The organism is Okeania sp. SIO2B9 (assembly GCF_010672505.1).
GTDB classification, from domain to species: domain Bacteria; phylum Cyanobacteriota; class Cyanobacteriia; order Cyanobacteriales; family Microcoleaceae; genus Okeania; species Okeania hirsuta.
In genome coordinates, this window is sequence record NZ_JAAHGK010000030.1 from 1 (window position 1) to 16,267 (window position 16,267).

The window sequence follows — 16,267 nt, forward strand, 5'->3', positions numbered from 1 at the left end:
TGAATAATTTAACGTATCACCAAATCTGACTTAGTACATTATTACCTGCCTCTCTAATATTATTTCCCTTTTTTCCTTCCCTTTTCCCTCTTCCTTCTACTATAAAAAATCCCCTGCTATAAAAAATCTATAGCAGAGGATAAATGCAATTTAAAACCTCAGAAAAATAATTACTGGTTTAACTGCGGTCAGCTATAGCTACAGGTTCAAAACTCGGTATAACCAAATCATCATTTTGCTTAGTTAACTGGTTATACAGTTTTTCAGTATTCGGGAAATTAGCAGCAGGTAGAGTCGGGAAGCGACGATAAGGAACAGTATCCTCCCCAAACATCTCAATATACTCAGCACTATTCACCATAGCGTTGATAAAACCTTTAATACCCAAAGTTGCCAGAATCTGATTATACTTACGAATCTCAACTTGATTGCGAGGAGCACGTCCTAAGAAATGTTTAGTACCAAGTTCAATTACCTTAGTATTAGGATAGGGTGTATAAAACTCCTTAACATAAAGTTTAGAACAACCTAACCCTTCAATAAATTCCTTGAGGTTGATTTCATCATTGCCTAACTTACTTTCTAAGGAAGAGAACTCACTCTTAACAATGTAAGGATCGATATCGCGTTCAAAAATCTGACGATAAGCAGCAGCAATAATCAATTTCACCTGTTGCTTATCTTGGGTACTTGTCAACTTAAATACCTTAGACTGCTCCCGTTGCTTGTTAACACCTTGACCAACCCGGAACTCAATATCAGGTTCAGTGCGCATTTCGGCAGGAGTACCCAACTCCACAAATCTTGGCGTAACTTCTTTCTCAACTTGTAGATTTTTGTCACCAATACTGCCAACTCTTGTATTTCGTAATGACAAACCACCAGGAGTTAGATAACGTTCATAAGGAATAGTATCTTCTCCAAAAGATTCATTGTATTCTTGACTATCGATGATTGCATCTACTAGAGCATAGAAACCCTTCTTGGCACAAATATCGAAGTAAGAATTAATTTCCTTACGTCCATAAGTCGGACGACCTAACAACCGCCGATGAATGTACTCAATAGCTTTGCACACATACAAAGAACTCCAGTACATATTACGGAAAGTATCAGACTTCGCTAAAGCACGAATGAACTCGCGAATAGTGATATCACCATTTTCTAGTTTGTTCTCAGCACTCTTTAGACGCTGACCATCGTAAACATCACGACCGAATACCTGACGATAAGCGGCTGTAATAATTTTTTGAGTAGAACTTTCAGAGAACTTAATGCTAGCACCGTTGCTGCCACCAGAGTTACTGAAACCACTACTAACATAACCTCCAGGCAGTTGGTCAAGTTTGAAAACCTTTGGACCAAGAGAACCAGGATTTTTAGCTCTTGCACCAGGGTTACTAATTTGGCTATCAATACCAGCACCCTGATGAATTAGAATCCGGCGAGTATCTTTGCCAAAAGGTGCAGGACGATTTTTGGGACTACGGGTTTCTTTCGGGAAGATTGCCCCAAACTGGATTTCTAATGGATCGTTACCCCTACCATAAACGTGTTGGTCTGGCAAGGGCTGATTGTAGTCAGCAAATAAGGTAACAAATTGAGGTACTTTGCGGAAAGGGGCACTGAAGTTAAACAGATCGATTTGTGGTCCCCAGTTACGACATTCCTGAGCCTCTTGGCCTAGACCACGGAGATATGGTACTGTCTCTTCGCCAAAATAATCCGAGTATTCTTGAGAGTCCACCATGGCATCTACCAAAGCGGACAAACCACCTTTGGTAACAATGTTAAAGTATTTGCTGAACTCTTGGGGCGAACTCAAACCCCTACCCAAAAAGTGACGAGCTGCCAATTCTACAACACGACTATTGACAAAACCCTCATAAAACTGTTTCCGGTACAAAGGAGATTTACCCAAACGACGGATAAACTCTTTCATGGAGATTTCGCAATTCTTGGCCTGAGATTCCAGGTAGGAAATATTCAGACTATAAGCTCGGAAAATATCCCTCTCAAATACCTGGCGATAAGCAGCTTTAATGACATCCTGTTTCTCAAAATTAGACAAACCAGGTTTCATCACAAATTTTTGTCGCTTTTCAGCAGCATTAAAGTAAATTTGTGGTAGTGCTAAACCTTGTTGGTCTGAACTTTGACCCCGGCGTTGCTTATTAGAGGGTGTTGAGCCACGGAATTCAGTTAAAAGGACATCAAAGTATTGCGCAACAATTTCCCTTGCTTCCTGGTCTTGAAAATATCTAATCGAAGCTTGTCGCATCTGTTGGATAGCTACAATTGTAGCTGCAGAGGAACAGGCATTCTCAATGATTTCTCTTAAACCACGAACGTTGACTGAGATAATATTAGGGTCTCCCGCCACAATAGCGTAAGTAATATAGCGTAAGAACCAAGATAAATCCCGCAAGGATTTGGTCATATTAACTGGACCATACCGAGACACACTAATTGGCCTAAAACCGGCAGGTACAGGGCCAGCACTACTAGCTCCTAAATTAGTGAACAGCGAGCGTATACCCTGCAATGGGTTGTTTCCTTTCTTGTTCTCTACATAAGTAACAGTACCTAGCTTCATGCCTTCAGAAACTGATGTTGTTGCAGCCGTAACAGCACTCATGGCCATTTCTTCTTCATCTGGCTTTTCTAAAAAGGCTAAAGGCGAACCACCAGTAAAAATAGTATTGGCAGCAACAGAAACAATTCTTTCTGAATTATTAGTCAGTATCTGAGCAATTTCTAAACGTTTTGCTCCTGAACTAAAAAAAGTTGCTAGTTCATCTAGTTCTCCTTTTCCTAAAAAGCGGTCTTGTTGTTCCGCTTGAGAAATAGTTGATACTGGTACAGTTTGATATAGTTGCGGACGTGCAACTGAGCTTCCACCACTTGCTTTGACAGTCATTCGATTATTATTGCTCCCTATTTTGAAGTTTTTACAGCTTCTATTCAGACTGTTAGCTTGAATTTTTATGACATTTCCCAGACATTTTCTCTAGAGAGTAAGTATGGGTTTTTCTGAAGTTGCAATGAAGATTTTCCCTACTGTAAAAGCTGGTTTCCACAGACTAGAAAATATTCTTTACTATCTGTGTTTTATTGACTTTCATCAGCAACTTAATTGATACTTAAGGCGATGCCCCACCTCAAAGTTTATATCTTATTTAAGCTACTTTCTCTGCTTACCTCTGGATTATTGCTGAAAGCATAGTTATTTTTCTTAACACCATACTTGCTGAATTTCCACAGATAAACTACTGTAGCTTTACATCAAAATTTTTCGTTCAGATGTTTCTCACATCAGCATTAGAAACCTATACCTTATTTTTGCAGATATTCTAACTGAATATCCTTAAAAACTAGGCTGAATTTATATTAAGTATTGCCTAGCCCAATGTACCTGTTTTATTTCTAATCTTGGCTTAGTTATTTAACCTTAAGTTGTCTAACACTAACCATATAGAAATATTGAGGCATAAAGAAAGTAAGTATTTTTGCTATTTTTATGTTCTAGCTTTTCCTTACTTTGTTTCAAAGGTAAAATATTTTAGGCTAATTACCCGTGTTTGTTAAAAACCTTACAGAATTTTATTTTATAGATTTATGGTCATTTATCTTAGAAAAAATAATAATTTTTGTTAAGTAGAGTTTGCTGAAAAAGTCTTTTGGCAAGAGTAGGAGTCAGAAGTCAGGAGTCAGAAGTCAGAAGCTTAGAAGTCAAAAGTCAAAAGTTAGAAGTCAAAAGTTAGGAGTTAAAAGTCAAAAGTTAGGAGTTAAAAGTTAGAAGTCAAAAGTTAGGAGTTAAAAGTTTGAAGTCAAAAGTTAGGAGTTAAAAGTTAGAAGTCAAAAGTTAGGAGTTAAAAGTTTGAAGTCAAAAGCCAAAAGTCAAAAGTTAGAAGTTTAGAACTTAGGAGTTATACCAATTCTCTATGAAGCTGCGCTTAATATAAAGATGAGAATAGTCAGTGTAATAAGGTCTGAGCAAAAATTATTAAGTGCATTGTTACAGAGAAATGGTATTAGAAGTCAGAAGTTAGGAAAAATCGGAATTGTAGAGGAGATAATGGAAAGAATTGTTACTTGATTTTTCTGCTCTTGTCTGCCCAAAATGCTAATACGCATGAGCTTTTTGGACCCATTTGAACATTCAATTTCATTATGAAGGATAAATTAGATATCAGTTCTGCTGTTGAGGGACTGTACGATACTTTTCCATTTCCACCAGACCCTTTAGTAGATGAAGCACCACCTGGATATAACTGGCGCTGGAGTTGGCCAGTAGCTTACAGTTTTTGCACTGGTCAAATACCCCAAAAACAAGATATTAGAATTTTAGATGCAGGTTGTGGTACTGGTTCTAGTACAGATTATTTGGTTCATCTTAATCCTCAAGCATCTGTAGTTGGAATTGATTTGAGTAGTGGTGCTTTACAAGTGGCCAAGGAACGGTGTAGTCGTTCGGGAGCTTCGCGAGTAGAATTTCATCATCTCAGCATATATGATGTAGGCCAAATAGAAGGAGAGTTTGATTTTATTAATTGTGTAGGAGTTCTACATCATTTACCCGATCCAATTAAAGGTATTCAAAATCTTACTTTGAAGTTAGCTCCGGGTGGAATTATGCACATCTTTGTTTATGCAGAGTTGGGTCGCTGGGAAATTAGACTCATGCAACAGGCGATCGCTATCCTTCAAGGCAATCAACCTAGAAATTACAAAGATGGAGTAAAAATCGGACGTCAACTTTTTGCTTCTCTACCAGAGAATAACCGTCTTGTCAAATATGAACAGGAAAGATGGGCTTTTGAAAATAAAAGAGATGAGTGTTTTGCAGATATGTATGTCCATCCCCAAGAGATTGATTATAATATCGATACTCTGTTTGAGTTGATAGAAGCATCTGGTTTAAAGTTTCTGGGATTTTCTAATCGTGAATACTGGAATATAGAACGACTTATCGGAAAATCTTCCGAGTTAGTGGAAAGAGTTGTTGATTTGGACGATCGGGAACGTTATCGTTTGATTGAATTATTAGACCCTCAGATTAGTCATTACGAGTTTTTCTTAGGTAGGCCACCTTTACCCAAGATTGATTGGTCTGACGATCGCCTTCTATTAGCAGCAATACCTGAATTAAGTCCTTGTATTCAGGGATGGCCTAGTGAGAATATATTTGATGGTGAATATAAATTGGTAAATTTGTCAAGGAAAGAATATGAATTTCTACAAGCTTGTGATACTAACTCAAACAGTCAATCCCCATCCACAGTAGGAGAAATATTAGCTAATATACCAGTGGAATTAGAAATTGTGCGATCGCTTCAGTCCAGACTTTTGATTCTACTTACCGAATAATTAAGGTAAAATGTCTCTTCTTTAAAGGAGAAACAAGCGGTCGAGGGATGGCGAGGTCTCCTCGCCATATCCAATCGACCAAGAGAGAAAAAATTTTCCTTTTATTCAATCCTCTTCCTTTTAGGGCTATGCTTTACCCACATCTTTAACTTAGCAGAAAACTTGACAAAATAGACGAGTTATGCATAAGTCTTGGTTCAGGTTTTTCGGGAGAAAAAATGTATGTAAAAAGACTTTTTTTTGACAACTTCAGTAGTTTTACTTAGCTACTATGATTTTTTCTCCTTTCTCCCCTGCTCCCTCTCTTGGTGCGCGTTCCCTTGGGTCTGTCGCCGACGCGGGGTCGCACCGCTGCTCTCCTCCTCCCCACAAGGGTTTCAAGACTTATGGGTAAGGGATAGCTTTTAGGGAGAGGTAATTAGGGTTTGCTGATTAAATCTAAAAGCACTGAAATATAAAGGTTGAGCGCATTTTTTAGTTAAAAAAAGTCCAAGCTTAATGGTCATAATGGTTCAAAAAAGAGCGCATTTTAGGCTCATAGTTGCGCAGAATAATCCCTTGGTTATTCTTCCTCCTACCTCCTAATTAATTCCCATTTCTCCTGTCTTCCCCTCCACCGGAGGGGGAGGGGCGAGGGGTGAGTTGTCTCCTGTCTCCTACCCTTGCCCATAAGACTTTTTCAGCAAACCCTAATTATCAATTATTGAACAATGCCCAACAGAGAATATAAAAAAATATAAATGATTCTTAGGTAAGTCATACCTAAGTGATGTCTAATTTTAGGTATCACTTAAACTTTTTTTTTCAAAATTAACCTAAATTGATAAAACTATGAGTCAAGAACCTCAGAGTATTAGTTCTGCTTGGGCACATAAACCTCCTGTAAATGCTTCAAAAGTCGAGGCCGATTATGACTTTTTAGCCGATGATTATGACGATCTCATCAAGCAATGGGCGTATGAAGGCCCTCGAATTGGTGTTGAGCTAGCCAAGCAGTTTTTCTCACTTGAAGACTTGATTCTAGATGCTGGTTGTGGTACTGGCCTTACTGGAGAATTTCTCTACAATCAGGGTTTTACCAATATCATAGGTGTTGACATCTCCCAAAAATCACTGGATAAGGCGGTTCAGCGCCAGGTATATCGTGAATTAGTGAAAGCCAACCTGCAGGAACCGCTTTCATGGCCAGACAACACCTTTGATGCTACATACTGTATTGGAGTTCTTACCTATTTTCCAAATCACTTCCCTTTACAAGAATTTTGCCGTGTCACCCGTCCTGGGGGATGGGTGATCTTTTCACAGCGGGTTGATTTATTTGAAGACGGGGGTCACGGAACAGAATATAACTCTATGGAATCCCAAGGGTTATGGCAGCAAAAATACATCTCTCAGCCAATGGCTTACCTTCCTGGACATTCAGAATATGCCCAGAAAATTCTTGTTTATTACCTTGCTTATCAAGTGACTCAATAACTAGGGCTTGCTGATTAAATCTAAAAGTTTTTATAGATAAAGGTTTTAGCCTTTTTAAGTATCAAAAAGTGCGAGGTTTTAAGTGGTAATGGTTCAATTTAGGAGCGGATTTTGGTCAAGATTTGGGCAGAAAAATTAAGGGACAATTCTTACTCCTACCTCCTCGCTAATTTCCATTTCTTCTGTCTCCTGTCTCCTGCCCCTACTAAAAGACTTTTGAGCGCAAACCCTAACTACATTGCATTGATTCTAAAGAATTTCTAAAGGACTCATCCATGTCTACATTTGCATCTAACCTGAATGAGGCTGATATCCCTTGTATTTCAGGCCCATTTCTCTCTGAGGAAACTAAGAGCACTTCACAGCTAATTGATCGGCAAGCAGAACTTAGACCCCAGGCAACAGCTCTATGTCAAGCTAACAATCAACTAAGCTATTCAGAATTGAAAACGCGATCGAATCAACTAGCCCATTTCCTGCAATCTAGAGGATTAGGTTCGGGTCAATTTGTGGGGATTTGCATGGATCACAGTTTTGAAATGGTGATTGGATTGCTAGGGATTATGAAATCTGGAGCTACTTATGTTCCTCTAGATCCAAGCTTTCCAGCAGAACGGTTGAAGTTTATGATAACTGATGCTGGAATTCAGTATATTTTATCAACCACAAAGTTTGCCTCCGCGATTCCAACGCTTAATGTGGAAGTTCTACAGTTAGATTCATTATATGAACAACTTACCACACTACCAATTGATTCGCCAGAGGAAACTCCCTTACCACAAGCTCCTGTTTATCTAATCTATACATCTGGCTCCACTGGGAACCCAAAAGGGGTTATGATACCTCATAGTGCCTTGGTGAACTTCTTACTATCCATGCAGATTTCACCAGGGATTAAGGCTAGCGATCGCCTACTTGCTCTTACTACCATTTCCTTTGATATATCTGGTCTAGAACTCTATATCCCCTTAATTACTGGTGCGAGTATTCGCTTGCTAACCCGCAGGGAAGCACGCAATGGCAAGATTCTGAATCAACTTACTGAAAGTGGTGATATCACGATCATGCAGGCAACACCCACAACCTGGCAAATGATGCTCAATTTAGGTTGGCAAGGACATCCTAACCTCAAAGTCCTGGTTGGAGGAGAAGCATTTCCACCCGCATTAGCCAAACGAATGATTGGCAAATGTGCTGAAATTTGGAATATGTTTGGTCCAACCGAAACCACAATTTGGTCAACCCTAGCTCCAATTACAGATGCAAAAATCTCAATTGGAGTCCCAATTCACAACACTCGCATCTACATTCTGGATAATAACGAGATCGGTATTGGTGGCAAAGGTTTAGCCTTGGGTTATAAAGACCGCCACCAGTTGAATGCAGAAAAGTTTGTGGATTCAGAAATCGCAGGCGAACGCATTTATCGCACTGGTGATATGGGTCGCATTGATGAGTCTGGACAATTACATTTCCTGGGTCGCATCGATCATCAAGTGAAGGTGAATGGATTTCGCATTGAAACGGGTGAAATCGAAGCCCATATTGACGAATCTGAAGGTGTACAGCAATCCCTAGTTACGGTTAAATCCTATGGATCCGATGACTCCAGATTGGTAGCTTATGTAGTTCCTCAGTTGCACACTACACCCGACATGGTTGCACTTTGGGAACAGGTTTGGACTAAAGCACACAGCGATGAATCGGCAGTTTACGATCCAACCTTTAATTACAGTGGCTACAACAATAGCTTCACTGGTAAACCGATGCCTGAAGCCGAAATGCGGGAATGGGGTCAAAATACCCTAGAGCGCATTCGATCACTGAATCCCACCCAGGTGCTAGAAGTTGGCTGTGGAACTGGTATCCTGCTTTTTGCTCTTGCTCAAGATATCAGACGTTATGTGGGAACCGATATTTCTCAGGCAGCCATATCCTATATCCAAAAACAGCTAAACCAGAATTCAGAGTTAGGCTCCAAGGTAGAGTTACACCATCGTTCTGCCCACAATCTACCGAGTCTGAAGTCTGGAACTTTCGATGCCATCATTCTGAATTCAGTGGTGCAATATTTCCCAAGTATTGATTATTTGGAAAATGTCATTAAACAGTTAATTCCATTGCTTTGTTCCCATGGCTCTATTTTTATTGGGGATGTTCGTAACCTTCTGCTCTTGAATCACTTCCACAAACGACTGTTGGCAAAGGCGACATCGGAAACGGTTAGTGACCAGCAAGTACAGCAGTCCATGAGCAAAGAAGAAGAGCTAGTCATTAGCCCGGAATGGTTTTTAGCCTTGAAAAAAGCGATTCCAGCCATTTCCGAAGTCCGGATCGTGCCCAAAGCAGGAAACTTTGAAAACGAGTTCACCTGCTATCGCTATGATGTGGTGATTTCAATTGGTTCCAGTCCAACTGAGACATTCGAGTGGGTTAATTGGACGCAACAAAACTGGACTAAAACTCGCCTAACACAAACACTTCAGCATCAACCAAAGGTCTTAGGTTTGGCAGCGGTTCAGAATTCCCTGATTGTTCCAATAGATAATGAGAGCGCCATCAAACCAGCAGAATGTTTTGCTCTGGGTGAAATCTATGACTATCACGTTTACATCAGTTGGGCTAATAGTGATGAAAACGGGGTATTTGATGTTGTTTTTCTCAAGGATAACCAGACAGCTCCGATTTTTCCAGAGTCAAACTCAGTATCTTCGGTCAATAAAATAGCTAATTGTCCGATACTACTGAGTTTAGGGCGACAAATAGAGCCTCGCTTGCGGAAGCATTTGCGGGAATTTCTACCCGACTATATGATTCCAAAGGCATTTGTATTTCTAGACTCCTTTCCGCAAACACTCAATGGCAAGATAGATCGCAAGCAACTTCCTGAACCAGATATCAAACGACCAGTACTCACAAACCGTTTTCAACCACCCAATACAGATGAAGAACATATTTTAGTCGAGATTTGGGCTGAAACACTACAAATTGAAGAAGTAGGAATCACAGACAACTTCTTTGAGCTAGGAGGAAGTTCCATTCTTTTAACCCTACTCCATGCCAAAATTCAAGAGCGGTTTGAAGGATCTAATGTCATCGATCAAGTTGACCTCTTTCAATACCCAACAATTCAAGCCCAAGCGAGATATTTACGAAATCAAAAAAATATAAATCTCTCTGAGGAAACTGATCGAGTTCAAAAGAATTCTGAGCAAAATTTCCCTACACAACCCCACCGAGATTTTAGAAAAGCTCTAAACAAACAATCTACTAAAAGTCAGGTTGCAGAAACAGATATTGCCATCATTGGACTCAGTTGTCGGTTTCCTGGTGCAGATAATCCAGAAACATTTTGGCAAAACTTGCAGGAAGGGGTCGAGTCTATTACATTATTTACGGATGAAGAGTTACTGGAAAGTGGTGTTGAGCGAGAATTATTACAGAATCCAAATTACGTCAAAGCCAACCCGATCCTGAAAGATATCCAGAATTTTGATGCCAGATTCTTTGGTATTCCCCCATTTGAAGCCGAGATTATGGACCCACAACAACGGCTATTCTTGGAATGTGCTTGGGAAGCTTTGGAAAGTGCTGGTACTATTCCTACTCAAACCACAGATACCATCGGTCTATTTGCTGGAGCCGGAATTAGCTCTTACTTACATCAGATTTTGTCCCATAGTGGTGACTTCTTTTCATCAGTGGACAACTTTCAGGTTATGCTTGGCAACGACAAGGATTACCTACCAACCAGGGTCTCCTACCGATTAAACCTAACTGGTCCCAGTATCAACGTCCAAACCGCCTGTTCCACATCGCTAGTGGCCCTGCACCTAGCGTGCCAAAGCATCCGCAACGGCGATTGCGATTTAGCCTTAGCTGGAGGTACTTCGGTTGTTCATCCCTACCAAGCTGGCTATATGTTCCAGGAAGGCATGATTTTCTCTCCAGACGGCCATTGTCGCCCCTTTGATGCCAACGCTAAAGGCACCACTTTTGGCAGCGGGGTCGGCGTAGTCGTCCTCAAACCCTTGAGTCAAGCATTGGCAGATGGCGATCCAATTCGGGCTGTGGTCAAAGGTTCAGCGATTAATAATGATGGTGCCGAGAAGGTTGGGTTTACAGCCCCGTCAGTACAGGGGCAAGCTACTGTAATTGCTGAGGCCATGAGAGTTGCCGGAGTTTCACCAGAATCTATTTCCTATGTGGAAGCCCACGGAACGGCAACGGAGTTGGGAGATCCTATTGAAATTAGAGCACTCACCCAAGCATTTGGGAGTCAGACCGATCAGCGTACCTATTGTGCCATCGGCTCGGTAAAGAGCAATATTGGACACCTGATTTCAGCCGCTGGCGTTGCCGGATTGATAAAAACAGTCCTGGCTCTGGAAAATCAACAAATTCCACCGAGTCTCCACTTCCAATCCCCTAATCCTGCAATTGATTTTGAACAGACTCCTTTCTTTGTCAACGCTCAACTCAATCCTTGGACGACCGATGGTAATCCCCGTATTGCCGGTGTTTCTGCATTTGGTATTGGTGGCACCAATGCCCACACCATCATTGCTGAAGCTCCAACAGTTAAGGCGCAAACTAGACCCAGTAGCCGACCTAGAGTATTACTTACCCTTTCCGGCCAATCCGAGCAAGCCGTCGTCGAACTGGCTGCTAAGTATACTCACTTTTTCCAAACACATCCAGATATCTCCCTACCCGATGCTGCCTACACAACCCATTTAGGTAGGAAGCACTTCAACGTTCGAGCAGCCTATGTGGCAAGCGATCGTAGTGAGATGATTCGGGAACTGGAACGCAACCCTGTCCTGCGATCCAGCACCACTGCTTCTGGTAAACTGGCATTCCTATTTACAGGGCAAGGTTCACAATTTGCCGGTATGGGCCGCAGATTGTATGAAACTGAACCCGTGTTTAAAGATGTATTAAATCGCTGTGAAACAGCATTTTTGGGCCATTGCGGGCACTCTCTTCTAGATGTTCTATTGGCAAAAGACGAGGACACCTCGATCCACAGAACCGAATTTGCTCAACCAGGACTCTATGCTCTTGAATGTGGCATTGCTGCCTTGTTCCTTTCTTGGGGCATTCAACCCAGCATGGTGATTGGTCATAGTGTGGGTGAATTTGCAGCCGCATGGGTGGCTGGGGTTTTCCAGTTGGAAGAAGGGTTAATGCTGGTGGCTGAACGTGGACGCCTGATGCAGGAACTCCCAGAGTCAGGGAGCATGATCAGTGTTTTCGCTGCCCAGGATGTGGTTATGGGCTACATACAGGACTACACAGATGTTTCCATTGCTGCAATTAATGGGCCAAAAGCTGTGGTGATTTCAGGTAAACAGGAATCATTAACACAGATTATCCAGCACCTACAAGCAGAACATATCAACTACAGAGAATTAGTTGTGTCCCATGGGTTTCATTCCTCACTGATGGACCCCATTCTGGATACTTTTGAACGATTTGCCTCCCAGTTCGACTTCCATCCACCCCAAATCCCCTTCATTTCTAACTTGACAGGGGATCTTTTGGATGCAGATCGGACCCTAGATGCCACCTATTGGACAGACCATATTCGAGGAACTGTTCGTTTTCATGATGGATTAAAAACTATTGTGGATTCTGGACTAACTATGTTTCTGGAAATTGGACCTAAACCAATCCTCTGTGGTCTAGGACAACGAGAGTTTCCAGAACTGAACTGGATTCCCACTCTTGAAGGACCGCAAAAGGGTTATGGTGATATTTTAGATAGCCTTGCTTGTCTCTATAACTGTGGGATTTCTATAGATTGGAATGCTTTTCATGTCAATGAAAACCGACGGAAAATCCCCCTACCTACCTACGCTTTTCAACGTCAATGTTACTGGCCAGAAACAACTATGATTTCTACACAATCCTCTAGAACTGCTTCACCATCTGCTATTTCAGAGCGGATCGGACGGGAAATGACGGAAATGATTGCAACTATGATGCGAATGGACAGCAGTGCCATCGATCGTGAAACATCTTTCCTCAGCCTAGGACTAGATTCCCTCACCTTATTAAATGTTATTGCCCGTATTGAAAAAGACTACGGCATTACTCTAGCTATTCACCAATTCCTGGATGAGTTGACCAACCTTCAACAACTCATTGACTTCTTAAGTCAGAAAGTCCCACCAGAAAAGGTTTCTCTACCAGTTGTCACCCCATCGGCCAATGGAGCAGCTCTTCTTCACCAACCTGCCCAACCATCTGAACCCACTGTTACCCTTGAAACTAAACTCCCTCAGGAACCAACGGTTTCTTTTGCACCAGTGGAAAACGGCACCTCGACAGCCTTAGAGCGCATTGTTCAGCAGCAACTACTGGTGATGACGAAACAACTGGAAGCTATTCAAGAGAAATCCAGCATGGCTGTGGTCCCCGTGAGTCCCCCTTCTCATCAACAGCAACCCCTGGTTAAGGCAATGGAACCAATGGAACCTGCCAAGCCGGTGGAGGCCACTAAACCAAAACCAGCGGAAAAAATCGGATCGACACCTGCTCCATTCTCATTTTGGGGAGCAAAAGGCAAAGCCGGCAAACCACCAACAGCTGAACAACAGGCATTCATCGACAATTTGGTCCAAGCCTACTCCCAACGCACCAAGGGATCAAAAGAAAATGCCGCTGCCTATCGCAATTACCTGGCAGATCGCCGATCAATTAGGGGCCTTCGTCCCAAACTGAAGGAGATTTTCTACCCAATTGTTGCAGAGCGTGCCGAAGGTTCCCACATTTGGGATATTGATGGCAATGAATACATTGATATTACGATGGGCTTTGGGGTTCATCTGTTGGGTCATAATCCAGATTTCATCATGAATCCGGTTCGCTACACCCTAACCACTGGCGTACAAATGGGTCCTCAAACACCATTGGCCGGAGAAGTTGCCAAACTATTCTCTGAGGTCACGGGGAAAGAACGGGTGACTTTCTGTAATTCTGGGACTGAAGCTGTGATGACCGCAGTAAGGATTGCTCGCGCGGCTTGTGGTAAGCATAAAATTGTGAAGTTTAAAGGTGCTTATCATGGTCACTTTGATGGTACGTTAGCCATTCCGGCACAAACTGATGGAACACCCTATGGCCAACCTATGTTCCCAGGAACGTCACCTAATATGGTGAAAGATGTTATTGTGCTGGACTATGGCAAAGCAGAGAGTCTAGAGGTTATTCGACAACATCGACATGAACTGGCCGCTGTGCTGGTAGAACCTGTTCAAAGCAGACTGCTTAGTCTTGCGCCAAGGGAGTTTTTGCATGAGCTACGTGCCCTGACCCACTCAGAAGATATTCCCCTGATCTTTGATGAAGTGATTCTGGGATTCCGGGCCGCGCCTGGTGGTGCTCAGGAATATTTTGGGATTGAAGCCGATCTTGCAACCTATGGAAAAGCGGTTGGCGGTGGGATGCCGATCGGGGTCGTAGCTGGAAAAGCTAGGTATATGGATCGCATTGACGGGGGCACTTGGAACTATGGAGACCAATCGTATCCCCAAACGGAACCCACTTATTTTGCTGGTACTTTTTGCAAACATCCTCTGGCCATGTCAGCGGCCAAAGCAGTTCTTCTCCATATCAAGGAGCAAGGTGGAGCATTACAAGCCAAATTGAATGACTCTACGGCCCGACTTGCTCAAGCCTTGAATCACTATTTTCAAACTGAGGGACTCATGCTGCGGGCCGATCAGTTTGCGTCGATTTTTAGAATTGAGTTCCAAAGTATGTTTAGTGAACTGTACCTTCCCATTGAAATGGATCTCTTGTTTTACCTATTGATCCACAAAGGGGTTTATGTTTGGGAAGGTCGCGTCTGTTTTCTCTCCGCAGCTCACACTGACCAGGATATCGATCGCATTATTACCGTGGTTAAAGAAAGTGTTGAAGAGTTGCGTTCCGTTGGGTATTTCCCGTCACAAACTTCGCAAAAACCAGTTGCTCAAAAAAAAAACGCACTTATCCCCTAACGGAAGAACAGCAACGCCTACTTCAAATTTCCCAGGATAAACATGGTTCGACTGCCTATAATGAATCGATTACGTTTGAGCTGACAGGAAAACTGGCCATCGATCGGTTACGGAATGCGATTCACACTGTCATCCATCGGCATGATGCTCTGAGAACATCCATTGCTGCCGATGGATTTGCTCAAATTGTTAGGCCACTCCTGGATGTTGAAATTCCTTTGCTAGATTATTCATCTGAAGATGCTCCAGATGAAGCCCTAAATCAGTGGCTCTTAGCAGAAAGCCAACAGCCATTCGATCTTTATCAAGGACCTCTAATTCGGGCCACAATTGTCAAACTTTCTCCAGAGAGATACGCATTCAATATCTGTACTCATCATTTAGTTTCCGATGGATGGTCTCTGGTTGTGATTTTGGAGGAAATTAGTAAGATTTATTCCGGTTGTCTAGATATTCCACCAATTCAACAATTCACAGACTATTTGCAATGGTATAACCAAGATACCCAAAGCGATATCTTCAAGAAGTCCGAACTATTTTGGAGCGAAAATCTCAGGGCAGTATCCCCTTTACGTTTACCCCTGGACTACTCTGCTCCAGAACAACGAACCTACAACGGCGATCGCATTAGTATACAGATACCATCCGACTTAACATTTGCTCTTAAACAACGTTCGATGGCCTGGAATGCCACCCTATTTCACACACTGCTGGGAGCTTATGCTTACCAGATGACCCAGTTTTGCCAGCAAAATACCATCACGATTGGAATTTCTGTGAGTGGCCGTCCAACACATCTGGCCGAACATTTAGTGGGCTACTGTTCACATTTCATTCCCATCTACCTGAAAACTGATGAGAACTTAACCTGGAACAAGCAAGTAGAACGAACCAAAGCTGCCATTAGCAAAGCATTCAAGCATCAAAATGTGCCCTTAGCCCGAATATTAGGCCAATTTCCCCAGGAACAACAGCAAAACCTCATGCAAGTTACTTTTAACCTTGACATCCCGATGACTCTTGATTTAGTCGATCTGCAAACTCAGATTATTTCTCAGCCAGTAACCTCCGCACGATATGCAATGGGCCTTAATGTCATCCCTGAACTTGATCACCTTCATTTTGATCTGGATTACAACACAGATTGCTTCAAGACAGAAACAATGCAAGAATTTCTGATGAATTTCATAGAACTACTTCGGGTTTGCTGAAAAAGTCTTTTAGTAGGGGTAGAAGACAACCCACCCCTCGCCCCTCCCCCTCCCAGGAGGGGAAGACAGGAGGAACGGGGAATGAGCGAAGAGATAGGAGTAAGAATTGTCCCTTGATTTTTCTGCCCAACTATGAGCCTAAAATACTAACTTTTTGAGCGTTTTAGACTGAAATAGGTGAACTTTTTTCGACCCCAAAAA

The 16,267-nt window shown here is 42.2% G+C and carries 7 protein-coding genes; 6 read left to right on the top strand and 1 reads right to left on the bottom strand.

Annotated features, from left to right (window positions below; all coding sequences use genetic code 11):
* Positions 1 to 178: 178 nt before the first annotated feature.
* Positions 179 to 2,920 carry a phycobilisome rod-core linker polypeptide gene (locus tag F6K13_RS02490; RefSeq protein WP_287286763.1) on the bottom strand — a complete coding sequence of 914 codons (2,742 nt, stop codon included), beginning with the start codon at positions 2,918 to 2,920 and terminating at the stop codon, positions 179 to 181.
* Positions 2,921 to 3,664: 744 nt separating this feature from the next.
* Here F6K13_RS02490 and F6K13_RS02495 point away from each other — a divergent pair.
* The 6 genes from F6K13_RS02495 (at position 3,665) to F6K13_RS02520 (ending at position 16,224) form a co-directional block, all read left to right on the top strand.
* Complete coding sequence (locus F6K13_RS02495; protein ID WP_287286764.1) at positions 3,665 to 3,799, top strand: hypothetical protein; 135 nt, start codon at positions 3,665 to 3,667, stop codon at positions 3,797 to 3,799.
* 374 nt (positions 3,800 to 4,173) lie between these two features.
* Positions 4,174 to 5,370: a bifunctional 2-polyprenyl-6-hydroxyphenol methylase/3-demethylubiquinol 3-O-methyltransferase UbiG gene (locus tag F6K13_RS02500; protein ID WP_124143170.1), complete on the top strand. Its 1,197-nt coding sequence runs from the start codon at positions 4,174 to 4,176 to the stop codon at positions 5,368 to 5,370.
* 831 nt (positions 5,371 to 6,201) lie between these two features.
* Entirely contained in the window at positions 6,202 to 6,846 is a 645-nt protein-coding gene (locus tag F6K13_RS02505) for a class I SAM-dependent methyltransferase (protein WP_124143169.1), read from the top strand.
* Positions 6,847 to 7,121: 275 nt separating this feature from the next.
* Positions 7,122 to 14,855, top strand: coding sequence for a polyketide synthase (locus F6K13_RS02510; RefSeq protein ID WP_287286765.1), 7,734 nt, complete (start codon positions 7,122 to 7,124; stop codon positions 14,853 to 14,855).
* 26 nt (positions 14,856 to 14,881) lie between these two features.
* Positions 14,882 to 16,066, top strand: coding sequence for a condensation domain-containing protein (locus tag F6K13_RS02515; protein ID WP_124154322.1), 1,185 nt, complete (start codon positions 14,882 to 14,884; stop codon positions 16,064 to 16,066).
* On the top strand, positions 16,060 to 16,224 hold the full coding sequence (locus tag F6K13_RS02520) for a hypothetical protein (protein WP_287286766.1): 165 nt from the start codon (positions 16,060 to 16,062) through the stop codon (positions 16,222 to 16,224). Before F6K13_RS02515 ends, F6K13_RS02520 begins: the two co-directional genes overlap by 7 nt.
* Positions 16,225 to 16,267 lie beyond the last annotated feature (43 nt).

Excerpts from the sequence above, each read along its gene's own strand:
- F6K13_RS02505 (WP_124143169.1), top strand. The coding sequence starts at position 6,202 with ATGAGTCAAGAACCTCAGAGTATTAGTTCTGCTTGGGCACATAAACCT.
- F6K13_RS02510 (WP_287286765.1), top strand. The coding sequence starts at position 7,122 with ATGTCTACATTTGCATCTAACCTGAATGAGGCTGATATCCCTTGTATT.
- F6K13_RS02500 (WP_124143170.1), top strand. The coding sequence starts at position 4,174 with ATGAAGGATAAATTAGATATCAGTTCTGCTGTTGAGGGACTGTACGAT.
- F6K13_RS02490 (WP_287286763.1), bottom strand. The coding sequence starts at position 2,920 with ATGACTGTCAAAGCAAGTGGTGGAAGCTCAGTTGCACGTCCGCAACTA.